The sequence below is a fragment of the Agarivorans sp. TSD2052 genome (assembly GCF_023238625.1).
Classification (GTDB): domain Bacteria; phylum Pseudomonadota; class Gammaproteobacteria; order Enterobacterales; family Celerinatantimonadaceae; genus Agarivorans.
Genome location: NZ_CP096670.1, coordinates 1,031,956 through 1,054,155, shown reverse-complemented (window position 1 = coordinate 1,054,155; position 22,200 = coordinate 1,031,956). Strand labels below are relative to the sequence as shown.

Genomic DNA, 22,200 nt, shown 5'->3' with positions numbered 1-22,200 from the left:
AAACTCAGGTTTTATCTAGCTTAACAGCCACAAGTTAACTGCGACTAACAGTTTTCATATTAGAATATTCGCTCTGGTCGGAGTTGTAGAGGACCGATCAGTTACCTAAGATGCCCTCGATTATTACAAAAATAAAACAATACAGTTACGCCCAGCGGACTGAAAGCAACTATATTAGAGACCAGCAGTTATGAATAAACGTAAATTAAGTCTACTTGCCCTTAGCATTTCGCTAGTCACTGGCCAAAGCCTAGCGGCTGGCTTCCAACTTAATAGCCAATCAGCAACCGGTATCGGCCGCGCTTTTTCTGGTGATGCAGTCATTGCTGATAATGCCTCGGTATTGTCACGTAACCCTGCCGCCATGGCGATGTTTGATCGTAAAGCCTTATCGCTGGGTTTAACCTATGCTGAAGTAGATGTGACCATTAAGGATGTAAGTTACGGTCCAATTGACTACGGAAGCGAACCAGACGCAGCCGACAATAAAGTCATTCCTAACATCTACTATATTCACCCCATTAACGACGCCTTTGCGGTGGGTGTGGCAGCCTTTAGTAACTTTGGTACGGGTACCGATATTAGCTCACTAAATAACAGCGGCAAACCAATTACCCCAGTAGACCTATTTGGTAAAACCGAAATCGTTACCTCTAACCTTAACCTAAGCCTGTCTTACCGCATTAACCAACAATTTAGTATTGGTGCGGGTTTAGATCTGATTTACGGTGAAGGCACACTCAAACGTAATGGGCAAATTACTGACAACCCACTTAGTGAGACTACGCTAGTTGATGTTGAAGCTGACGGTTGGGCCCTAGGCGGCATTGTTGGTGCCACTTACGAAATCAATGATAAAAACCGCTTAGGTATCAGCTACCGCATGAGCCCGACTTTTAAGGCTGACGGAAAAGTAGAGTATCAAGGCCAAGCCTACGACGAAATTCACATTCCACTTCCCAACATTTTCCAAGTTGCTGGTTACCATGAGCTCAGCCCTAAATGGGCGGTTCACTACACTGCGCAACATACTAGCTGGGGTGATTTTGAACATATTACCGTTACCGGTTCAGCACCAGACGCTACGGTTAAAAGCTACCAATGGCAAAACTCATGGTTGTTTAGTGTTGGTGGTACTTACCAAATTAACGATACCTGGACAGCCCGTGCCGGTTACATGCACGACAAGGGTGTAGTTGATGAGATTAGCTCACTGTCTATTCCAGACTCAGATCGTAACTGGTACACCGCAGGCGCAAGCTACCACTTAAACAAAAACGCGACTATCGACTTTGGCCTAGCCTTTGTTCGTGGTGAAGACGTTGAAGTACGCGAAATGAGTGGTATTCCAGGAATTGGTGAAGTAGTTGGCCACACTCGCTCAGATGCTATTTACTACTCTATGCAATACAGCCACTTGTTCTAAGCCGGCTTAAGTGGCAAGCCTGCAGCTTGCCACTTTTATTACTCCCTCCTGTTCTCTTCTGCTTCACCCCACTCATTATTTTGCTTAATGCTTGTCACAGCCAGCAAACTTCAGACTCTGTTTATGCGTATAGCTATTAACGACAGTGACAAACAGGGTACATTTAATGAAGGTATTAGTGGTAGGTGGTAGCGGTGGCATTGGCCTAGCGTTAGTCAAGCAACTTTGCCAACGATCAGATATACAACAAGTCATTGCCACTTGGCATGTCAATCCTCAACACTTCCAACACCCTAAACTTAATTGGCAACCGCTTGATATAAGCAACGAGCAGAGTATTGCCCAACTATTTAGTCAAATAGATAAACTAGATTGGTTGATCAACTGCGTAGGGGTTTTACACTCATCAACACTTAAGCCCGAAAAAAGCCTGGCCCAATGCCAAGCAGACAACTTCATGTTAAGTATGCAGCTCAATGCTTTGCCCAGCCTTATGTTAGCCAAATACGCAGCAAGCGCCATAAAAGCCAGTACAACAGGTGTATTTGTGAGTATCTCTGCCAAAGTAGGCTCCATTGCCGATAACCGCTTAGGCGGTTGGCACAGTTACCGCAGTTCAAAGGCGGCGCTGAATATGGTGTTGAAGAACATTGCGATAGAGTGGCAACGTAGCCATCCCAAAATATGTGTGCTCGCTTGGCATCCTGGTACTACCAACACCGAGTTATCGAAGCCATTTCAGCGAAATGTTCCGGCGGTTAAGCTACTCAGCAGCGAACAAAGTGCCGCTTATTTATTGAAAAAAATAACAACGTTAACCAGCGAACACACTGGACAATTTTGGGCTTGGGATGGCACACAAATAGCGTGGTAGCAAAGGAATACGCATATTATTACCCATGAACACAAGCCAAAACTGACATCAACAGGGTGTACAAATGACACGTTGGACTAGCGCTTAGGCTCTATTTAAGCCCCAATAAAGCTGACCACTGAATAGGAGACAGCCTTAATGCTGGGTATTAAAACTGTGCCAAGGTAGCCACGATAAGCCCTCCTCTACAGCTTGACGCATTTGCTGAACCCCAGTGTTGTGGTAGCTGTACACCCGAATACCAAAAATATGTAGCATTAAGCTGCACGCCTTGGCTTTTGCTTCGGGTTCATCATAAAGCGACATTAAAAACTCAGCATACAAGGCTTCAATTTGCTGCAGTTGCTCACTCACATAACCTTGTAGTTCAGGCTCATTGCTAAACTCCAACTGGCTCTTCACTAAAAAACAGCTGCAATAATCACTATTAAGCGACTGCTGCAACATAGTATCGAGAATTTGGCATATACCTAGCTCAATGCTACTAGCAGCGCTTAAGCATTGCTGGATACCCTGTCGAGTGGTGTGCGCATAATGCGCCAAAGACTCTTTAAACAAGGCTTGTTTATTGCCAAAGGCCAAGTAAACACTGCCCGGTTTTAAACCAGTCTGTTGAAACACCTGTTGCATTGACGCAGCGTGATAACCTACACGCCAAAATAATTTGGTCGACTGCTCTAATACCTGTTCTCGTTGAAATTGCACCTTTGCCATGGGAATTCTCGTTACCTTCTTCTCTAGCGTTTAACACCCGCATTATACCTTGCTTACAACGATTAGACAGCTTTTTGAATGTTTGTTCAAAATTAACTTGAATGAACATTCAAAAACTGTTTGAATACACCCAACTTGAACGAACATTCAAGAAATGTATTCAACATACAACCAAAGGAATAGTCATGAGTTTGCAAACAGAAATCGCCGATTACATCGCTTCATTTGTCCAAAAAGCGCCATTAGATGTACAAAAGCTAATGAAACAAGCCACTAAAAATTTAGCAGAAAGCGAAATAGCGAAAAAGGCACCGCAAGCAGGCCAAGTGTTACCTAACTTTACCCTAGCTAACCAAACCGGTGAACAGGTGTCACTGAGCAGCTTGTTAGCCAAAGGCCCGCTTATCATCACTTTTTACCGCGGCGGTTGGTGTCCATATTGCAATTTAGAGCTGCGTGCATACCAGCAAATATTGCCGGAAATAAAAGCCTTAGGCGCTAACTTAGTGGCAATAACTCCCGAGTTACCCGACGCCTCACTAAGCACTACCGAGAAGAACGAATTACAGTTTCAGGTATTAACAGACACAAATGCAGACTATGCAAAAAGTTTAGATATTGTATTTGCCTTACCCGAGGAGTTGCGCCCTATCTATTCTTCTTTTGGTATTGAGGTAGAGCAGCACAATGGTGAAGGTCAATTTGGCTTGCCGCTAGCCGTAACCTATGTAGTCGCTCAAGACGGTACTATCGCCAGCGCCTTTATTGACGCAGATTACACCAAACGCCAAGAGCCTAGTGATTTGTTACCAGTACTAAAGTCTTTAAATAACTAAGCTTTAAGCTATACAAAGAAGCCTTGGTACTGCCTTGGCGTTAGTGCTAAGCGCTTCTTAAAATTACGTTGAAAATGGCTCTGGTCAGCAAAACCTAACGCCAAAGCCGTATTTGCAATACTATCGCCATCTCTTAACAAGGCTTTAGCCCGATTGATACGTTGATTAAGTTGAAAAGCATGCGGCGACAAACCGTAGATTCGCTTGAAGCTTCTCACTAGGTGGTAACGGCTTAAACCTGCGACGTCTGCAAGTTCAGTCAAACTTAAGGGCATAGCCAGCTGATCTTGAATACACTCTTGCACTCGCTTTATTTGTGGCTTAGCCAAACACGCTACATCAGCACGCAAGTTCTGTGGTTGACCAAATTGTTGCTCGCAAAAACTGACCAATAAACTCTCTTGCTGCAAGCTGCTTTGATCTAAGTGGACGGCAGAAAACAACTTATCTAATAAAGAAAACGTACTAGAACAATCTAAGTACTGGTGGGTAAATGGCCGATAATCACTCGCCGGTTTTGCCAGCATCTCTTGTTGTAGCTGACCAAGCCACGCGGTATCTACGAACAGCATCCGATAAGACCAAGCACCTTGCTTAGGGTTACATGAATGTACGTCTCCTGGGTTAATGGTCACGCAGTGGCCGGCACTAATGCTATTGTGCCGTTGCATGTTCTTATACACCGCTTCACCTGTGTCAATAAGCCCAAAAGAAAACTCATCATGAGAATGGCTGTGGTAACACGCTTCAGAATGCACAGCTTGGCGTAGTTCAACAAAAGGCAAACTAGCACTTCTTTTCAGTAACACCTTGGCTTGAGTATGCACATTACCGTCCTCATAAAAAACCATTAAACACTTGGCTAAACAAACAACGAAACCACTGAGCCCGCTAGCAACAAGGCCATTAAATGATTAAAGCGGCGCATCCTAGCGGGTGAACGAAGATAGCGCGAAATAAATGTGCCTATGGCAGCCCATACGCCCACACCAATAAAGCAAACCAGTAACGAAATAGTACAGAAAACCAACAAATAATACTGTGTTGATGGGTGCGGAGAAACAAATAAACTTACTCCCGACATCGCCACCATCCACGCTTTGGGGTTTAGCCCTTGCGCTAACGTTCCCTGCAGGAAATTTGGAGGTGTTGCCAAAGCCTTCGTCAGCTGCTGATTAACTGGCGCTACGGCTATTTTAAAAGCCATATACAACAAGAAGGCCGCCCCAAAATACTGAAGAATATCACTTAGCTTTGGCAACAACTGCACCATCTCATTTAGCCCTACCCCCACAATAAATACCACTAAGCAGTAGCCTACGCTGGCCCCAATAACATGAGGTAAGGCCAGCCGAAAGCCAAAGCTCGCGCCCGCCCCCGTCGCGATGATGTTAACCGGCCCTGGCGATATTGCGCCAATTAAGGCAAATACAAACATTGATATAAACAGGCTCACCACGATGTCCTTGTTCTGCAGAAAATCTAACTATATGCGCTAGGTCGCAAATTTTATTGAACAAAATTGCGCGAAATCATTGAGAGTTCCTTGTCCTACAAATCAGATAAAGAAAACGTTGCGCTAGGTATCACTTCTCAAGCTGATGACTTGCGCAATAGCTATGGGCTTTCTAATGTGGGGTAACAAAAATATATAGGAAGGCACAATGAAATTTATTCCCAATAACATCGCCGAGCTCAATTTACTGCTGCAATTTGATATGAGTAGTTTACAAACAGGGATTAAGGTTCACCACGATGCAGCCCCTGAGATCATTGCCGCTGCACAAAGCTTATTCGACAAAGGGCTAAGCACACTCCCTGACGGTGGTTACCTCACCGATTTAGGCATCGAAGTCGCCGAACACGCGCAAAAATTATTAGCCATTCTTTCAACAAAATCGGAACACGTAGCCGCTTAATAACCGGATTTGTTATTCACTAACCAAGTGCTAGCCACTTGGTTTTTTTTACCGCCATTTTTATAAGCGCAGTAAAACCTCCGATATAGCCCCCTCTATTGTTTGCTTTATCATTATTGGTAATTACAATCCTATCAACATAAACAAGGAGAGAATTCCCTGGTGAAAAATAATTTTCAGTGTTTATCACAACGCCATAAGCAAACAAGAGATAAATGCCTAACAGAATTAAAAGCCTCAGCAATGCCTGAAGCTGATTTGTATATATTGCATGGGCCTGAGCTTTTCTCACTATGGGTCGCCAAACAAAAGAGCCAAGGATTTGCCCAAAGTGCAATAAGTCAAAAATTGGAAGGTTTAGGTTTACCTGAACTCGCACAAAATGTACTTGTCACCTCGCTAAGCTTGGTGAACCAATTTGGCGGGCAAGTTATTGATGTAAAGACGATGGGTATTTTAGCCCTAGACATGCATCGAGGGGGTAGCATATTAGGTAAATACGAAATCACTCAAAAAGGTGCTAAAAGCTACATTAGCTTTAAGGGGAACCACAAGCTAAGAACAGTAATTAAAGGCACCCGCTACCTATCTACTAATACTAAAATGTTGACTTTAGGCATAGGTCAACAAGGGCTAAAAGCATCCGCTCGTGGCGGAGTATTAATCACTGTGGTGTTTTCAGTATCACACCACACGCTAGAATTGGTACTTAAAAAAGACTATTTGATAACCAATTGGGTAGTTGATGTAGCGACCGATATAACGATTGCTTCTGTAGCTGCAGTCTTCGGCTACGTAGTAGGAACATTAGCTATCTCATCAATCAGTGTGGTGGTTGTTCCAGTTTTAGCTGGATTCGCTGTAGCATTTTACGTGCAAGGGGAACTAAATAATTATGAGTCGCATTATAGAATTAAAGAAAGATTAGTTGAAAGCCTCAACCAGTCTGCACAAGTATCAGTTGAGCGAGATATGCAATTATTAAAACGAAGAATAGACCAAATCAAAGCTGTAACTAGCATGAACCATTCAACTTACCAATTCTTTTAGGCCTAAAAAATGACAAAACCAATGACTATAAAAAAGTCTTTAATCGGTCTAGTTTTTTTCTGCATATTATTAATCCCCCCATTTGAATCGTTATTCGATAAGGAGATTTTGGGTAGATTTGGTCGTTTAGATTTCCAATTGGCTGCCAACTACCCTGTTATATACATAAATATTGAATATAGTACGTTTATCGCGGGGGGAATTATCGCTCTATCTGGAGCTATGTTCATGCTGTGGCAGTTAATTTGTCTTAATAAAGGAAAGCCGCCTCGATCATCAGAACATTACTCAACAAAAGCTTTTGCTACAGCTGCAATCATAGGCTTTTTGTTCATTTTCCCAGGGAGGCATATAGAAAGGTCGCATATGGAAAGCCTAGCAGAGCAAAAAAGCTACCAAGCATGCCCACCATTTACCTTATTAATGAACTCGGTAAGCATTGATGCATGGGTGAAAGACTTTAGCCTATGTAACGATCCTGAGGTGGACAAAATCGCTATGTATGGTTATCCAGACGAGCCTGCAAAAATTGCTGAGCTTATCGCTATGCGCAACAAAGCATTAACGCGCCCCCAATAACTAAACCGCGCTATGTTGAAACAAAGTAAACGCATCATGTACCCCTTGTATCAACATTTGCATGCCAATTACCGTTAGAATTAAGCCCATTAAACGGGTGGTAATGTTGATACCACTTGCGCCAACTTTATCGATTAGCTTTGGTCCAAACAAAAAGCAAACAAACGTAATAACACACAGTAGGGCAAACGCACACATGGTAACGATGATGTTGAGCACTTCACCTGAAGCCGAATAGTTCATGGCCGTGGCAATGGTGCCTGGGCCCGCTAATATGGGTAAGGCTAAGGGAGAAATGGCAATGTCTTTATCGTCGTCATCGTCTACTTCGCCCGGGATATGAGAGTGCAATTTGGAGCTACTCCCCTGCAGCATATGGTAGCCCACCAAAAAGACCAAAATACCGCCCGCTAAACGCAGCGCGGGTAAGGTAATCCCAAATAGCTCAAAAATAGCTTTGCCTAACAAGCAAAAGGCAGAGATGATAAAAAAGGCACTTATTAAGGCTTTAAACGCGGTTCTTTTGCGCTGCGCTGCGCTTTGCTCACCTGTCATACCAACAAATACTGCGGTATTGGCAATCGGATTCATCATCGCAAAAAAGCCCATGAATACGGTTACCGCCATGGTTGTAAGGTCGTGCATTGACTAACTCGCTTATCTAGAGTTTCAACTAACAATAACAACCATAACACCACCATTACATTTTCGCCGTGAAATAGCCTATACCCCCCCGAATTAACAAACTATATTGCGCTTGTATCCCCCTTATGCCTCGCCTTTTCACATCACTGTTGTTTGCCATTAATCTGCTAACTGGCGCATAGCAATCTTAGAGTAAATCCGTATCATGCTGATATTAAGTATTTAATAATTAGGGAACTTGAGACATGGATGTATCATTAATTGTCATTTTAGTGATTATCGCCGCGACTATTTTTTATGTTGTAGGAATTTATAACCGTTTAGTGAGTTTGCGTAATCGCTACCAGAATGCCTTTGCTCAGATAGAGGTGCAGCTTAAACGTCGCTACGACCTTATTCCCAATCTTGTCGAAACAGCCAAAGCTTATATGAGCCATGAGAAAGAAACCCTCGAAGCCGTAATTAGCGCTCGTAATGATGCCAGTGCGCTATTGCGCGCCGCAGCAAAAGATCCAAGTGGTGCCACCTTAAGCAAATTAGCCAGTGCAGAGGGTTTACTGCAAGGTGCTATGAGCAAAATGAATATAGTGATGGAAAGCTACCCTGACTTAAAAGCCAGTGACAACATGATGCAGCTAACAGAAGAGCTCACCACCACCGAAAATCGCGTCGCCTTTTCTCGTCAAGCCTTTAACGACTCAGTGACCGAATACAACGAATATCGCCAATCGTTTCCACCGGTGTTTTTTGCAGCCCAGTTTGGCCACAAAAAAGACGCCAATTTATTAGAGTTTGCTGATAGCGCAGAGATCCAAAGCGCGCCTAAAGTTTCATTCTAATTAACTGAGTTTGCTTCATGAATTTTTTTGCCGAACAAGACCATGCTCGCCGCAACAGTAAATGGTTAATTCTATTATTTGTGGTAGCGGTAATTATTCTAATTGGTTTAAGTAACGTGATTATTGCCGCTTCGCTGTGGATGTTTCAGTCAAGCAACGAGACTAGTATTGCGGCTAATCGCCGCTTCTTCTCTCAAGATATTTTGTTTTTTGTTAGCGCGCTAGTAACCAGCATTATAGCGTTTGCCATTACCTTTAAATGGTATCAGCTGCGTGATGGAGGCCGTCGTATTGCTGAGTCACTGGGTGGGCAGCGGATCCTTCCCAACAGCCAGCAAGCCGAACAGCAACAGATGCTTAATGTTGTAGAAGAAATGGCTCTCGCCTCAGGTATGCCAGTGCCCTCGGTGTATCTGCTCCAAAATGAAATAGGTATTAACGCTTTTGCCGCAGGGCATACGCCAGCAGATGCGGTGATAGGCATCACGCAAGGCGCATTAGAGCAACTGAACCGTGAACAACTACAAGGGGTAGTTGCGCACGAGTTTAGCCATATTCTAAATGGAGACATGCGCTTAAACATGCAACTGATTGCTTTGTTAAGTGGCATTGTATTTATATCTAATGTGGGTGAATTTGTCCTGCACAGTCATCGTTATAGCAGCTCATCGCGCTCTAACCGTATAGAGAGCAATGACGCAAGAGTTGCCGCCGCAGGTTTTGGTTTACTGGCATTAGGTTGGATTGGCTGTTTTTTTGCCAATATGATTAAAGCCGCAATTAGCCGCCAACGTGAATACTTAGCCGATGCTTCCGCGGTGCAATTTACTCGTAATCCCAATGGCATTGCTGACGCACTAAAAATTATTGGCGGCTATGATGCCGGCTCTGGATTGCGAGCGCCGCTTAGCCAAGAAGCCAGCCACATGTTTATTGGTGATGCGCGCCGCTTGGGCAGCTTTTTTGCCACCCACCCAGCGATAGAACAACGTATTAAGCGCATTTTACCCCGCTGGAACGGCCAACTAATTAAACGAGACATCAAGAAAAAGGCTGCGCCTATTTACTCGACAACCAGCCAGCGAAACACCCAGCAAAACCAGCAACAGCAATTGAAAAAAACCGTGTTTGTTGCCACCGCAGCCGAGGCTGCCATTGATGCACTAAGCAATAAATCTAGCAAAGCTGAATATACGCTTTCACAAAACACCTTAACGGTCAGTGGTGAATTGGCTCATTTACCTGATGGTTTACTCAGCTTGGCTCATGAGCCCTGTGGGGTGATTAGCGTGGTGTATGCGCTGCTGCTAAGTGAAGAGAACGATCTTAGACAAAAGCAACTCAATGATATTAAAGACAACTTAAGTAAAAGCTCGCGAATAAGCGAAACCTTGCAAGCTTGGGATTGGATTACTTCGCTAGATAAAAGTTACCGCCTGCCATTGCTAGAGCTGTCACTGCCAGCACTAAAATGTATGTCAGGCAAACAATATCAACGCTTTATGACAAACTTGCGCCGCTTAATCAAAGCCGACCAGCAAGTAGATATGTACGAATGGTGTTTATACCACTTAATTAAACATTATCTAGCTCATCAATTTGAAAAGGTATCGCCCAGTAAACCCATTTTTAGCAGTCTGCCAGAAATCAGCCAACCTTTCGCAGTGGTATTATCAAGTTTGGCCTACTTTGGCCACCAACAAGAAACAGATATCCAGCGCGCTTTTGGCATTGGAGCCAACAGCGTCAGTTTGTATACCATTAGTTTATTACCCCGAGAGCAATGCCAGGTAGAGCACTTTGGCCCAGCCGTTAAACAGCTGGCTAATGCCTACCCACAAATTAAACAACGGGTATTACGCGCCTTGGTCGCTTGCGTATGTTTAGACAAACAACTCACTGTTCTAGAAAACGAGATGATCCGCTGTATTGCCGCGGTGATGGATTGCCCCGGCCCGCCTATCAGCTTGGGGGTAGCTAGACCATAAAAAAAGCCCGCTTTAGTCGCTAAAGCGGGCGTTCTAGTAGGTTGAGCGCAGTAACAATTAGCGGGTAGCGGCTTTTTCGCGTAAACCTTGGCGGGTATGCTCACTAATAAATGCCATTTTTAAACCATTGCTTTGCAGCTTAGCGATTTGCTCGTCGCCGAAGCCTAGCTGTTCTCGCGCAATCCGGTACTCATCGGGTAAATCTATTGCCGAGACCCCAGGATCATCGGTGTTCAAGCTGGCACGAATACCATGCTCTAAAAAGCGTTTAAGCGGGTGTTGGCTTAAGTCTGGCGTGGTATTGGTTTGAAAGTTAGATGACAAACACGACTCCACTCCAATTTTGTGTTTGGCCACATAATCCATTAAAGCCGGATCGTCTGCAATTTTAACCCCATGGCCAATTCGAGTCGCGCCCAGTTCACGAATGGCCTGCCAAACACTCTCAGGGCCGGCAGCTTCACCGGCATGCACTGTAATCCCAAAACCGGCATCACGTGCGCGCGAAAACTGCTCTACAAATAAATCACCGGGTTTACCTAATTCATCACCGGCTAAATCTACCGCGACAATGTGATCACGAAAAGCCATACAAGCTTCTAATTCTTTACTGCAACTTTGTTGGCCAAAAGTACGGCTCATAATGCCAATTAAGTTCACTTGCACATCATGTTTTGTCATCCCGCGGCGCACACCTTCGATCACTGCTTCAACGACCCCTTCAGGATTTAGTTTGTGGCTCATTGCCATGTAACCAGGGCTAAAGCGTAATTCAGCATAATCAATTTTTGCGGTCACTAAATCGGCGACATTTTCTTCAGCCACACGGGCGCAAGCCTCGTAATCACCCAGTACGCTAACACCAAAATCTAACTTAGATAAAAAGGCGACAAGATTAGGTTCTTGTTTAGTGATCTGCACATGCGGGATCAAGGCTTCTAAGCTAGTGGCGGGTAAGGCAACGTTAAATTTTCTGCCCAACTCAAGAATAGTTTCAGCCCGAATGGTGCCATCTAAGTGGCGGTGTAAATCAGTCACTGGATATTGTTTTAACATAGGAGCTCCTGCATTTTTTATATTTATTTTAGTTGGCTCAGTGTAGTCAGCAGTGGCCGCTGTTCCAACCAAGATTAACTCAATTGGGCAGTGCTTTTTCAATTAGTTTCCCGCTTTATTTAATCCTAGCCGAATATGTTGGCAGTTGACGATTATTCCCGGTAACTCTAGCTGTGGTTTTTCTTTTCGCCTAGCGCTTGACTTGGACTTAACTCCAAGTTTTACACTCACTATTCCATCATCAATATTTAACCCGCGTAATAGGAGTGACCATGGAATGGGTACCATTAGGAAACAGTGATTTGCAGATTACTCGCATCGGTTTAGGTGCTTGGGCAATGGGGTGTTTGAGCCTTTTCCATATCGGGTGTCCTATTTGTAGCCCCTCTCTTAAGCGCTGCGCTTAGCTGCCTAGCGCTGAGGAATACGCTGTAACATACGAGAAACGCCGCGCTCAATAGTTAGTTTACGTTCATCTAACGGTTGATGTTTAGCAGCCATCCCTTGACCGAGTACTCGCCAAAATGGTCCCGTTTCTAGGCTATAAAATAACGCCACCAACATAGAGCCTTTTTGATACAAAGCGGGGTCAACATCGCTGCTAGACATACCCGCCATTAACCCTGCCCGCTCTAGTATTTGCTGGTCACTCATTTCTGATTCAAGCGCCGCGCCAAAGCCAATAAAAAAGTCTGGTTGCTGATTGGCATTCACTTGGATATAGCCTTTTTCACTCATCACCTTGGCAATGCTTTTGCGCATTTCACTCAGCAGTAAGGCTTCGTTTTCTGCCTTTTTTAAATGTGCTTTGATCAGGCTAGGGTGCCAAGCGTAACGCCCCTTTGAGTTTTGTAAGTAACTCGTATCGCCGCTTACCACTGTGGTAGACCGTTTTTCCGGCGCACCTGCTTGCTCTGACGATACACAGCCAAACAACCCCGCGAACAAAATAGCTACAAACAAAAACGGCAATGGTTTCAAACGCATATTCAAGTGACCTAAGAGTAAATAGAAGGGCTACCCTATCATAAAATTTAACGTAGATTGATCGGATTTAGGCTTGGCTCAACATATCGCTTATTACGATGATTGACTAATTGTGTATTCAAATAAGTCTTGGTTATCGGCAGATTTTTTAAAGCCCATTTTAATAAGATACTGTTGATGGCTGCGCACAGCGCTATAACTGAGCAGTTTATTCGCCCCTAGTGCCTTAAAAAATCCAGAGTGATGGTAGAGAAAGTCACCCGTTTTAAAGTCTCGATATGCAGTGAAGACGTAATCGAGCTTCACTTCAAAATCTTGCTGGTGTTGCTTACCCACCAATATTCCCGCAGGCTCACTATTTCGCATTAGCATGTAACAACGTTGTCCAAATACACTATTAGCAGAAAACTGAGGGAAGTACTGCTCTATATCAGATTGATAGTGCTCTATCCAAAAGCGCAGCAAGGGGCTGCTCGCTTCTACTTCAATCAATTTAAATTGATGTTTGCTGCGATAAATTCCCTGCAAGTAGTAAATATTGGCAAATACAATAAATAAGTTTAACAAGGCCACTGGCATGGCGCCAATAACAAAGCCATAGGCGGAAAACAGCGCCGCTCCCACCATATTCAACCAGCGCAATTTCACAATTGAATTCATGGTTAATGAGATAGCGACCACTACCGATGCCAAGTAACCAAACCACTCTATCCAGTCCATCATAATCTCCATTCTACTGATGTTTTTATTGCCGCTCACTTTACGAGCGAAGCGGCAATTAATCTGGTTAGATCAAGCAAAAAAGCAAAATAAACAGCATTTTTAAGTAAAAATAACCAAATGTGTTGTTATGTTTACTCACTAGAGAGACCACTAGGTTAATTGAGTTTCAGAAGCGGATAATACTGCCGCTCAGCGCTGATAACGCTGTTGGTTATAACGCAACATGGCGAGTTTTAAGGCGCTAGAACGCTGCGGGACTTGCCGCTCAACACGCTCAGAAAATGCCGCCAAACTCTCACCTTTCTCGCGGGTGATGCCATGTCGAGCAAGCCACCAGCATTGCCACTTTAAGGCTAAAACGTATTTGCTTGGCACCCGCCATAACCAAGGTTTAGCCAACAGTAAAGCGCTCGTCATTACGCCAAGTAGTAACATTGCTCCTGTTAGCATCAACAAAGAGGTTCCCGGTAGCCAAGCCAGCAATTGCGAAAACAAGCTAAGCTGGCGATCTTGGTCAAAGTTAAGCACCCATTTAGCCCACCAGTAATCTGCTTGAGCCATCCACAGCCTAAGTTCATTCAAACCTTGTGAATGCCAAAGCCGTTGACCCCAAGAGCTGATATTTTGCCACTGTTGGGCGGTAGCTTGGCTTTGTTGCAAGCTACGCTCTACCCTGTCAGGCGCAATCCATGCGGTAGGATCTAAGCGTATCCAACGCTTACCGTTCCAATACTCCATCCAAGCATGTGCGTCATAATTACGCACCGCTATAAGCTGATCAGCTTGCTCCCACTCGCCACCTAAAAAGCCGGTCACCATGCGGGCCGGAATGCCTTGCAACCGCGCTAATACCACAACACTCTGCGCGTAGTGCACGCAAAAACCTCTTTGCTGTTCCAGTAAGAAGCGATCTATTCCCTGCAAGCCAGGATAAGCCGGAGGGTTTAAGGTATAGGAGAATTGTTGTCCCAAAAACCAAGCTTCAACTCTGCTCATGGCCTGTTCGGCATAGCCGGCGGAGCGAGGGTCAAGGCCTTGATTAAACTGTTCACTCAAGGCGACTACCTCTGGCGTAATCCCCTGCGGCAAGCGACTTAAAAAATGTAACTCTGCTGCCGCTGGATTAGGCTCTTGCTCATTCGCGGCTTGAAACTGAGTGAAGTTAAGAATTTGCCGAGGAAAGCTTTCACCGCTGCGCTGCCAGCTTTTATCCGCCTTATAGTTTGCCCCACCGCTACGCAGCTGACTAGGGGTTAAGGTGGCCAGCCAAGCTTGGTTGGCGGGTTCCAATAACAACTGGTACTGATTAATGGCAGTCGCGTTGTCAGGCTTAAAAGCGATGTTTTGCTGAGCCAGTTGACTGCGTGTCCATTGCTCGCCGTCAAACATGTCTAATACCATCGCTCGCCAATAAAGCGCATCGCGCTTTGGCGCACGGCTAAACTCAGCCCGAAATACTAACTTGTCAGAACGAATAAGCTGGCTAATATCACCGGGACGAACCACATCAGATAAACCCGTTTGGGCGCTGCTGGGGGTGGGCATTTTCCATAAAGGGGCTAAGCGTGGTGCCACCACAAACAACGCCACTGCTAAGGGAGCAATGGCCAAAACCCATATTGCTAACTTCTTAAGCCAAGTGGCATTAAGCTTAACATCTAAACTTAATAGTAATAGTAAGTGCATAAATGCCACAGCCGACACGATCAGCGCGGCTAAGGGGCGGCTGGAAAACACCAACGAGAACGCCAATAAAAAGAGACCGGTTAAGGCGAATATTTCTACGTCACGGCGCTTATGTAATTCAATGTATTTTAGGCTATAACCTAGCATCACTAAGCTAACCAGCTTATCAAATAACTCCACCGAGCGGCTTAACCACAGCGTGAGGGCAATTAAGCTAACCAGTAACAACTTAACCCAACGAGGTTTAGGTAACGAGGCTAAACCTTTAACGACCCGTAAACGCCACCAGCCAGCCAGCGCGCCAACCAATACCAGCAGCCATGGCAACTGCGGCAATAACACTAATGCCGTGGCCAAATAACACAACAGCGATAAACGAATATGCGCAGCACTAAGATTATTCATCGCAAGTACGGAGCCTCTGCTAATAAACTTAAGGCTTGCCGTTGATGCGCCACGCCGCTACCGGTTGCCAGTTGTTGCGCTCCCACCTGTAAACTAAAGCTTTGTTGCTGTTGTGCTAGTTGACGGACCCAAAATGTTAGCACCGACAAGCTTTGCTCGTAATTCAAGCCACTGTGTAGCCGATCAGTTAAATGTAAATCTAGCCCTGGGTTTCCGGTAAACGCCTTCGATTGTAAACCGCGACCAGCGGCAAATTGCTTCCACGCCAATAAGCTTTTACGCTCTCCAGCTCGATAAGCCTTTAGCCCTGCAAACTCACTTTGTTGCTGGTTGTCATTAGCGCCTTGTTCAATATCATGTTCTTCGGCTCGCTCTTGAGCAGGACATATATAACCAGCGAGTGGCGCAGGGTAAGCAATCACTTCACTGTTAAAATCGGCCACCGTCCAACAGCGAAACAACCCTAAAGGGAAAACACTGGCAATAGCGATACGCGGTAATGCCACTCGCCCCCGTTTACTCACCGCTAAATCTACAGCTATTTGCCCATCTAAATGCTGGCTAGCCTGCTCGTTTGGCCACAGCTTAAGTGTGGCGGTAACGGCATTAGGCCACTGGCCGTTTGGTTTTTCTAAAGACAATAACAAACGTAAGGGCCTATCGCATTGACCTTCGGGCCGCTGCACAACACTCACCCTACTGCCCGAGAGGTTTTGATGACATAACACTAAACACAGCAGCCACAGCGCTAACAGCCACAACGCTAAGGCTAGAATGAGGTTATTTTGATAGTTGCTGCCCATCATCAGCATAACAATTAAGCCAATCAGAAAACTCCAGCCAAAGCGACTGGGTAAAATAAACAGGTTTTTACGGTGCAGCGTCAAGCTGCTGCTAGCAGGAATACGCCGCGCCAACCAGGCTTGAGTGCGTAAACCTTGCCATTGCTTCAATGTTGTTAAGCCAGGTACCTTCATGTTTAGCTCAAATCGCCATAGGGGTCGACATCGGCCAAAATTTGCTTTGCATAGGCTTCGCCGCTATCACCGCGGCCTAAACGGTGGGCACTCACTGCACTAAATACCGCTTGCACATCTTCAGGCGAAACATGCTGTTGATGATGCAAAAACGCCCACGCTTTAGCACACGCCAATAGGGTTAAACTACAGCGTGGTGATAAAGGGTTTGCCCCCTCTAATACGCGGCTACAGTGAATTAAACGCAACAGATAATCTAATAAAGCATCACTACAATGCAGCTGTTCTGCGGCGTGTTGCAGTTGCAATAATTGTTCTATAGGTAAGGCAACCAGCGAACTTGCGGTGTGTTTCGGTCGTTTCAACATCGCCAATTCAGATTTAAGGTCAGGAAAGCCAATGCTTAAACGCATGGCGAAGCGATCTAACTGCGATTCAGGTAAATCAAAGGTGCCCAGTTGCTCACGAGGGTTTTGCGTAGCGATGACAAAAAAGGGAGATTCCAATGGATAACTTTGGCCATCGGTACTCACTTGCTGCTCTTCCATCGCTTCTAATAACGCGCTTTGGGTACGCGGGCTGGCGCGGTTCAATTCGTCGGCTAAGACCAAGTGATTAAAAATGGGCCCAGGATGAAAGCGAAACTGCTGCGTGGGTGGCTCAAAAACCGATACACCAATAATGTCAGCAGGCAATAGGTCACTGGTAAATTGGATCCGCTGAAAGCTTAAACCAAAGCCGGCCGCCAACCACTTAGCTAAACTGGTTTTACCCGCGCCGGGTAAGTCTTCAATCAATAAATGGCCAGAGGCCAATAAACAACTCAACGCTAAGCGCAGCGCTTTAGGTTTACCTAATAACTGCTGCTCAAGATATTGACACAGTGGTGCTAATTGAGGATGTATTTGATTCATATAAGTAAACACCTAGCTTTTAATAACACTAGCATACAAAGCTTTTATCTGTTTGGGCAGCATTTGTACGCCATGTGATGCGCTTTTTGGCTTCCGACCACACTGCCAGCGATAATCATGGCCAAACCAATTAGAAATACCGATATAAATTTTAGCAGCGTTACCCACCCAACAGCTTACCAAGCAAGGTTATGCCTCAAGCCGCTTAAAGATGTTTATAAATTAAGTAGGCAAATACCATTCGAAAACGGGCGGTTTTATCTGTTGTAAGGTTAGGCAAAGAAGTACGACGAAGATCTGAAAATGTGATAACAGAGCAGCGAATACGCTGGGCAATTAACGCGTTTCGCGGGTTGAAGCACTCTGCGGGACTCAAAGATTTATGAGGGGGTCCTCGAGCGCCGCGTTAAGTAGTGAGCAGCGCGACGACCTAATCTAAACTGTTGTGCCGTTAACACTAACGCTGATTCAAACCCAAAATGCCAAGCGTTGCGAATCTGCCTTAAAGGCTTTATCAAATGGCTAATTGTCGTAGCTTTGCATTTGCTAACAACGCAATTGAATCACCTGAGATACGCCGTACGCCAAAATAACCCCCTGACGACGAAAGTTGATGTACATGAAGTGAATCTGAGTCAAGCCTGTCAAACCAATATGGAGCTAAAGAGCATTGAGCTGAACCGGTTGCCAGATCTTCAGGTATACCAATTTTGGGCGCGAAATACCTTAAGACATACCCATTTTCACCATTCGCAGCTGTCACGATTAAAGCATGGTACTTGCTAAGCTGTTTAAAGCGCATTTGATCAGGCTGAAAACGTCTTACAGATTCTATAGAAGGTAAGACTAAAACTAAGTCTCGAGTTGAAAACACCTCAATTGCATCAGCAGCTAAGTGCGATATTTCTGGTGGAACGCTACATGTTTCACCTTTCCAACTAGGCAACTCAAGAGTGTATACATCGTTCTTTTTAGCAATTGAGACGTCCCCGTATTTGCTACTAAAAAGTACACTATCGAGTTTGTACTTAGAGATGATTGCAGCACCAGCCCCTAAGCTTCCATGTCCGCACAGGTTAATTTCTCCATCCAGTGCAAACCAGCGAATGTGAAATTGTCCATTAATTTTTATAACAAAAGAGGTAACCGGTAGCCCTGCTTCACACGTTATTTTCTGTAACTCTTCATCAGAAAGCCAACTATCAAGCTCTAATACACCACAAGGGTTACCAGAAGCCGATTCACCACCAAACACATCATATATATCTAATTGGATAACCCACCATCCTCGATTGCAATTTCACAACGCAGCAGCCGAGAGCGTGCGAGTCGGGTGCTTGCCGGCGTGAAGCGACTCTCTGAGACCAATACTCAAGCGCCTTGTCCCCGCCAACATCAACACCGTTTCAACACCCGAATAAGGTGTCGGCTGCGCGACACCTATTCTTATTCGTTATGTGTATATTTACGAATATTCCATGAGTTCTACTGGAGCGCCATTAACTTCAATAAATGCGACACGTAAGCCATTACTTGGTGAATTAGGTTGAATAATTACCGTTTTACCTTTGAGTTCATCATCTAAATTATCGACCACAAATGCAACATGTGGAACTGTTTTAACAAGTTCCGGATAAGGTGCATCCTTCCAATAACGTTGCCACTGAATCCCATAAGGGTTATTTTCATGATCAGACACCGTCATTTTTAGGTGTGGTAAATCAATTTCGCCTTCAAAATGATGTGTCACCGGAATCCCTACATGATTAAACTTCATAATTTAAATGTTCACCTAACCTTTAAATACACATTATGCCGCCAACACAGGCGAGCGACAGCGAGTCCAGCCCGCGCTTTTTGCGGGCGATTGTGGTTGGCTTTGTTATGCATTTTCTGGTGGATGTTCTGCATACTTTAGTACGCCTTCAGGAATTACTTCCCAAGCGGCTTTCGAACCAACAAAAATGTGATGGCCAATTTCGATTTCAGGGTCTTCGTTAAGGCAACCCAGCGTTACTCCGTGAACTTCTCCTTGATAAACACCACATAAAGTAGAACCGCATTTTCTGCAAAACTGCAAACCGAAACCGTGTTCACCCACGTATGAAGTCAAAAGTACCTCACCAGAAACCCATTGAAATTCAGAGGGTTCTACTAGCGCGTAAGCTGATGCTTGAGAACTAAAAGCTTTCCTACAACGAGAACAATGGCATGACCTAGCATCCCGAAGTTTTCCGTTTACTTCGTATTTCACTTCACCGCAAAAACACTCACCAGTTAACTTCACTTAATTCTCCATAATGCATAGCTTTGTTAGGCACTTGTTTCGCACTAAAATGTAGGGCTAATTGAATAGCCACAAGCTTTAAGCTCTTTTACTACTGAATTTTTCCATGCGCCAAAACTATCTAGCTCAACATATACTACACCACTAATATCATTAGGCGTTTCAATCCCTGGCTTTACCAACGAGCACACATTTTCTCTTCCTAGCTTAGCCATCAAATAACCATGTTCGAAAACTACGTTTTGGCGTGCCCTATCTCTAGCTGGAACTTTGGTTTCGTGAGCGCCTCTACCCTTATCGCAGGCTGTATATAAAATTAAAGCGAAATCTGCGTCATTAGAGTATTTTTCAATTTTTTCTATAATCGTCATCCCAGCACTAGCTTGCTCATGCAAAATGATTGCCTCCAAACCTAGTGTTTCAATAAATCTACCGGCCTCAATCTTTGTTTCATTATCTCTACCGTGCACGATAAATACCTTGCGTTTGTTCCTCGCTACTTGAGGTGGCTGGGGTATGGAATTACCGGGAAAGGAAGGTAAAGTAACTGGAGGAATTGAGTCTCCAAACTCTAATGCATCTAGCAATATCGTGAATTGCTCTGAAAGGTACGTTCTACGTTCAGCATATGTAGAAAATTTGGGCTGAATAAATCCCCAAAATGAATCAAGATTTCGATGTTGTTTTATCCAGGATGGTAGATGAGGTGCAATAGATTTGTTACTGAGCAACTCTCTTCGAAGAGTCTCGTACTCAGAATCATCAGAAGCCATCCCAGTAGCTCTAGCTGTCAATAGGTTAACCAAATAGCTGACTTTATCAAAGTCAGAATCTAAGAATTCAATACTCAAATCTAAAATTCCTTATTTCTCGTACAGACGCTAAATTCGAGCCTAACGCCGCAATCTAGCGAACCCTCTCATAATTCCTCGGAAATTCAATATAGTAGACGCGCACCTCGTTGTTTGAACTAATTAATTTCGCCAAAAACAAATCCTATCAAACTTGCACGGAGGCAGTCGGGATGCGCGAAATTCAAATTCTACACCAAATGCTTATTGAGCTGTGCCCTAATATTCACAAAAACACCTTAACTCTCTGATGGTTGCCACTACATCACTCTTGGATGGCGACAAATTGTCTCTCACTGAACTCGGGCGCAATATAACCAGCAGGGTCTCACCTAAACACTGCATTAAACGCATGGACCGTTTGCTCGGTAATCATCATTTAAATCGTGAGCGTTTAGCGATATGCCAATGGCATGCTCGGCAGATTTGCGGGGCCAATCCCATGCCTGTGGTGCTAGTAGATTGGGCTGATGTGCGTGAGCAATTACGCATGATGACCTTGCGAGCATCAGTCTCTATTAAAGGCCGCTCCATTACCTTGTATGAACGCACCTTCGAGTTCAAAGATTACAATGCACCACGTAGTCATAATCAGTTCTTATTTGAACTCGCCAGCGTGTTGCCTCAGGGCTGTACACCGTTGATAGTTACGGATGCGGGGTATCGCAATACCTGGTTTAGGGAAGTGGCCTCTTATGGCTGGTATTGGTTGGGTAGATTACGGGGCGAGGTCTGTTATCAGCTCAGTGACCAATGGGCGCTCACCAAAACGCTATATGCTTCAGCAAACAATAAACCACGTTATATCGGCGCGGTGCAAATAGCCCGCAAGAAACCCATGCCTTGTCAATTATACGTGTTTAAATCTAACGATAAGCACCGTAAAGATAAACGCTCTCGTCGCTCAGGCAATAACCATTCAGCCAAGAAGCTTTATCACCGCTCAGCCAAAGAACCTTGGGTACTCGCCACCAATTTACCGCCCGAACTCTTTAATGCGATACAAGTGACGAAGTTATATGCCAAACGGATGCAAATAGAAGAAACCTTCCGAGACTTAAAAAGCCCACAATACGGTTTTGGCTTACGCCACAGTCGCTCACGATGTCCACGCCGCTATGACGTACTGCTGCTGATAGCTTTACTGGCTGACATTATTTTGTGGTGGTTAGGTTTAGTGGCACAGCAAGTGGGTTGGCAACGACACTTTCAGGCCAATACCATCCGTAAACGGGCGGTTCTATCGGTAGTCAGGTTAGGAAAAGAAGTAAGACGAAGACCTGAATATGTGATTACGGAGCAGCGAATACGGTGGGCTATCAATGCGTTTCGCTGGTTGAGTCACTCTTCGGGAATCAAAGATTTATGAGGGGATCCTCCAGCGCCGCATTAAGCGGACAAAAATAGTGGGTTAAAATGTGTAGCGAAGCGAAACGTAACCCAC

Annotated in this window: 22 protein-coding genes and 1 pseudogene; 9 read left to right on the top strand and 14 right to left on the bottom strand. The window is 44.8% G+C overall.

All coding sequences use genetic code 11. From position 1 onward, the window contains the following. The first annotated feature begins 190 nt into the window (after positions 1-190). Positions 191-1,426 carry an OmpP1/FadL family transporter gene (locus M0C34_RS04760; protein ID WP_248714510.1) on the top strand — a complete coding sequence of 412 codons (1,236 nt, stop codon included), beginning with the start codon at positions 191-193 and terminating at the stop codon, positions 1,424-1,426. A gap of 166 nt (positions 1,427-1,592) precedes the next feature. Then, positions 1,593-2,300 carry an SDR family NAD(P)-dependent oxidoreductase gene (locus M0C34_RS04755; protein WP_248714509.1) on the top strand — a complete coding sequence of 236 codons (708 nt, stop codon included), beginning with the start codon at positions 1,593-1,595 and terminating at the stop codon, positions 2,298-2,300. 135 nt (positions 2,301-2,435) lie between these two features. Here the strand turns inward: M0C34_RS04755 and M0C34_RS04750 are convergent, their stop codons facing one another. Next, positions 2,436-3,014: a TetR/AcrR family transcriptional regulator gene (locus M0C34_RS04750; protein ID WP_248714508.1), complete on the bottom strand. Its 579-nt coding sequence runs from the start codon at positions 3,012-3,014 to the stop codon at positions 2,436-2,438. A 185-nt stretch (positions 3,015-3,199) separates the two neighbouring features. Between M0C34_RS04750 and M0C34_RS04745 the strand changes: the two genes are divergently transcribed. Then, positions 3,200-3,850, top strand: a complete 651-nt coding sequence (locus M0C34_RS04745; RefSeq protein ID WP_248714507.1) for a peroxiredoxin-like family protein — start codon at positions 3,200-3,202, stop codon at positions 3,848-3,850. Positions 3,851-3,858: 8 nt separating this feature from the next. Here the strand turns inward: M0C34_RS04745 and M0C34_RS04740 are convergent, their stop codons facing one another. Together M0C34_RS04740 and M0C34_RS04735 are read right to left on the bottom strand one after the other, a co-directional pair. Further along, positions 3,859-4,701 (bottom strand): helix-turn-helix transcriptional regulator, encoded by an 843-nt coding sequence (locus M0C34_RS04740; RefSeq protein WP_248714506.1) that lies wholly within the window; start codon positions 4,699-4,701, stop codon positions 3,859-3,861. Positions 4,702-4,712: 11 nt separating this feature from the next. Next, complete coding sequence (locus M0C34_RS04735) at positions 4,713-5,306, bottom strand: LysE family translocator (protein WP_248714505.1); 594 nt, start codon at positions 5,304-5,306, stop codon at positions 4,713-4,715. A gap of 208 nt (positions 5,307-5,514) precedes the next feature. Here M0C34_RS04735 and M0C34_RS04730 point away from each other — a divergent pair, with 208 nt between their 5' ends. The 3 genes from M0C34_RS04730 (at position 5,515) to M0C34_RS04720 (ending at position 7,398) form a co-directional block, all read left to right on the top strand. Beyond that, a complete protein-coding gene (locus M0C34_RS04730) occupies positions 5,515-5,769 on the top strand; it encodes a TIGR02647 family protein (protein WP_248714504.1) in 255 nt (84 codons plus the stop codon). 162 nt (positions 5,770-5,931) lie between these two features. Then, positions 5,932-6,819 (top strand): hypothetical protein, encoded by an 888-nt coding sequence (locus tag M0C34_RS04725; protein ID WP_248714503.1) that lies wholly within the window; start codon positions 5,932-5,934, stop codon positions 6,817-6,819. A gap of 9 nt (positions 6,820-6,828) precedes the next feature. Further along, positions 6,829-7,398, top strand: coding sequence for a hypothetical protein (locus M0C34_RS04720; RefSeq protein WP_248714502.1), 570 nt, complete (start codon positions 6,829-6,831; stop codon positions 7,396-7,398). Here M0C34_RS04720 and M0C34_RS04715 read toward each other — a convergent pair whose 3' ends face one another. After that, a complete protein-coding gene (locus M0C34_RS04715) occupies positions 7,399-8,043 on the bottom strand; it encodes a MarC family protein (protein ID WP_248714501.1) in 645 nt (214 codons plus the stop codon). Positions 8,044-8,288: 245 nt separating this feature from the next. On the opposite strand from M0C34_RS04715, the gene M0C34_RS04710 reads away from it, so the two are divergent. Then, positions 8,289-8,882: a LemA family protein gene (locus M0C34_RS04710; protein WP_248714500.1), complete on the top strand. Its 594-nt coding sequence runs from the start codon at positions 8,289-8,291 to the stop codon at positions 8,880-8,882. A 17-nt stretch (positions 8,883-8,899) separates the two neighbouring features. Continuing rightward, positions 8,900-10,870: a M48 family metallopeptidase gene (locus M0C34_RS04705; protein WP_248714499.1), complete on the top strand. Its 1,971-nt coding sequence runs from the start codon at positions 8,900-8,902 to the stop codon at positions 10,868-10,870. 57 nt (positions 10,871-10,927) lie between these two features. Here M0C34_RS04705 and add read toward each other — a convergent pair whose 3' ends face one another. The 10 genes from add to M0C34_RS04650 form a co-directional block, all read right to left on the bottom strand. Further along, positions 10,928-11,926 (bottom strand): adenosine deaminase, encoded by a 999-nt coding sequence (add, locus tag M0C34_RS04700; protein ID WP_248714498.1) that lies wholly within the window; start codon positions 11,924-11,926, stop codon positions 10,928-10,930. Positions 11,927-12,337: 411 nt separating this feature from the next. Continuing rightward, positions 12,338-12,913 carry a DUF4136 domain-containing protein gene (locus M0C34_RS04695; protein WP_248714497.1) on the bottom strand — a complete coding sequence of 192 codons (576 nt, stop codon included), beginning with the start codon at positions 12,911-12,913 and terminating at the stop codon, positions 12,338-12,340. Positions 12,914-13,006: 93 nt separating this feature from the next. Further along, positions 13,007-13,636 (bottom strand): hypothetical protein, encoded by a 630-nt coding sequence (locus M0C34_RS04690; protein ID WP_248714496.1) that lies wholly within the window; start codon positions 13,634-13,636, stop codon positions 13,007-13,009. A 189-nt stretch (positions 13,637-13,825) separates the two neighbouring features. Beyond that, positions 13,826-15,727, bottom strand: a complete 1,902-nt coding sequence (locus tag M0C34_RS04685; protein WP_248714495.1) for a transglutaminase TgpA family protein — start codon at positions 15,725-15,727, stop codon at positions 13,826-13,828. Next, complete coding sequence (locus M0C34_RS04680; protein ID WP_248714494.1) at positions 15,724-16,704, bottom strand: DUF58 domain-containing protein; 981 nt, start codon at positions 16,702-16,704, stop codon at positions 15,724-15,726. The genes M0C34_RS04685 and M0C34_RS04680 overlap by 4 nt, the downstream gene beginning before the upstream one ends. A gap of 2 nt (positions 16,705-16,706) precedes the next feature. After that, a complete protein-coding gene (locus M0C34_RS04675; protein ID WP_248714493.1) occupies positions 16,707-17,618 on the bottom strand; it encodes an AAA family ATPase in 912 nt (303 codons plus the stop codon). Positions 17,619-18,132: 514 nt separating this feature from the next. Beyond that, positions 18,133-18,873 (bottom strand): PhzF family phenazine biosynthesis protein, encoded by a 741-nt coding sequence (locus M0C34_RS04665; protein WP_248714492.1) that lies wholly within the window; start codon positions 18,871-18,873, stop codon positions 18,133-18,135. Between the two features lie 210 nt (positions 18,874-19,083). Continuing rightward, entirely contained in the window at positions 19,084-19,395 is a 312-nt protein-coding gene (locus M0C34_RS04660; RefSeq protein WP_248714491.1) for a VOC family protein, read from the bottom strand. Between the two features lie 105 nt (positions 19,396-19,500). Further along, the gene (locus M0C34_RS04655) at positions 19,501-19,905 is read right to left on the bottom strand and encodes a GFA family protein (RefSeq protein ID WP_248714490.1); all 405 of its coding nucleotides are present in this window, start codon (positions 19,903-19,905) and stop codon (positions 19,501-19,503) included. 44 nt (positions 19,906-19,949) lie between these two features. After that, positions 19,950-20,756: a TIR domain-containing protein gene (locus tag M0C34_RS04650; protein ID WP_248714489.1), complete on the bottom strand. Its 807-nt coding sequence runs from the start codon at positions 20,754-20,756 to the stop codon at positions 19,950-19,952. Positions 20,757-20,929: 173 nt separating this feature from the next. On the opposite strand from M0C34_RS04650, the pseudogene M0C34_RS04645 reads away from it, so the two are divergent. Next, positions 20,930-22,125: pseudogene (locus tag M0C34_RS04645) on the top strand (IS4 family transposase). Positions 22,126-22,200 lie beyond the last annotated feature (75 nt).

Bases quoted from the DNA above. Each gene is read 5' to 3' on its own strand.
- M0C34_RS04760 (WP_248714510.1), top strand. From the start codon at position 191: ATGAATAAACGTAAATTAAGTCTACTTGCCCTTAGCATTTCGCTAGTC.
- M0C34_RS04755 (WP_248714509.1), top strand. From the start codon at position 1,593: ATGAAGGTATTAGTGGTAGGTGGTAGCGGTGGCATTGGCCTAGCGTTA.
- M0C34_RS04750 (WP_248714508.1), bottom strand. From the start codon at position 3,014: ATGGCAAAGGTGCAATTTCAACGAGAACAGGTATTAGAGCAGTCGACC.
- M0C34_RS04745 (WP_248714507.1), top strand. From the start codon at position 3,200: ATGAGTTTGCAAACAGAAATCGCCGATTACATCGCTTCATTTGTCCAA.
- M0C34_RS04740 (WP_248714506.1), bottom strand. From the start codon at position 4,701: ATGGTTTTTTATGAGGACGGTAATGTGCATACTCAAGCCAAGGTGTTA.
- M0C34_RS04730 (WP_248714504.1), top strand. From the start codon at position 5,515: ATGAAATTTATTCCCAATAACATCGCCGAGCTCAATTTACTGCTGCAA.
- M0C34_RS04720 (WP_248714502.1), top strand. From the start codon at position 6,829: ATGACAAAACCAATGACTATAAAAAAGTCTTTAATCGGTCTAGTTTTT.
- M0C34_RS04715 (WP_248714501.1), bottom strand. From the start codon at position 8,043: ATGCACGACCTTACAACCATGGCGGTAACCGTATTCATGGGCTTTTTT.
- M0C34_RS04710 (WP_248714500.1), top strand. From the start codon at position 8,289: ATGGATGTATCATTAATTGTCATTTTAGTGATTATCGCCGCGACTATT.
- M0C34_RS04705 (WP_248714499.1), top strand. From the start codon at position 8,900: ATGAATTTTTTTGCCGAACAAGACCATGCTCGCCGCAACAGTAAATGG.
- add (WP_248714498.1), bottom strand. From the start codon at position 11,926: ATGTTAAAACAATATCCAGTGACTGATTTACACCGCCACTTAGATGGC.
- M0C34_RS04695 (WP_248714497.1), bottom strand. From the start codon at position 12,913: ATGCGTTTGAAACCATTGCCGTTTTTGTTTGTAGCTATTTTGTTCGCG.
- M0C34_RS04690 (WP_248714496.1), bottom strand. From the start codon at position 13,636: ATGATGGACTGGATAGAGTGGTTTGGTTACTTGGCATCGGTAGTGGTC.
- M0C34_RS04685 (WP_248714495.1), bottom strand. From the start codon at position 15,727: ATGAATAATCTTAGTGCTGCGCATATTCGTTTATCGCTGTTGTGTTAT.
- M0C34_RS04680 (WP_248714494.1), bottom strand. From the start codon at position 16,704: ATGAAGGTACCTGGCTTAACAACATTGAAGCAATGGCAAGGTTTACGC.
- M0C34_RS04675 (WP_248714493.1), bottom strand. From the start codon at position 17,618: ATGAATCAAATACATCCTCAATTAGCACCACTGTGTCAATATCTTGAG.
- M0C34_RS04660 (WP_248714491.1), bottom strand. From the start codon at position 19,395: ATGAAGTTTAATCATGTAGGGATTCCGGTGACACATCATTTTGAAGGC.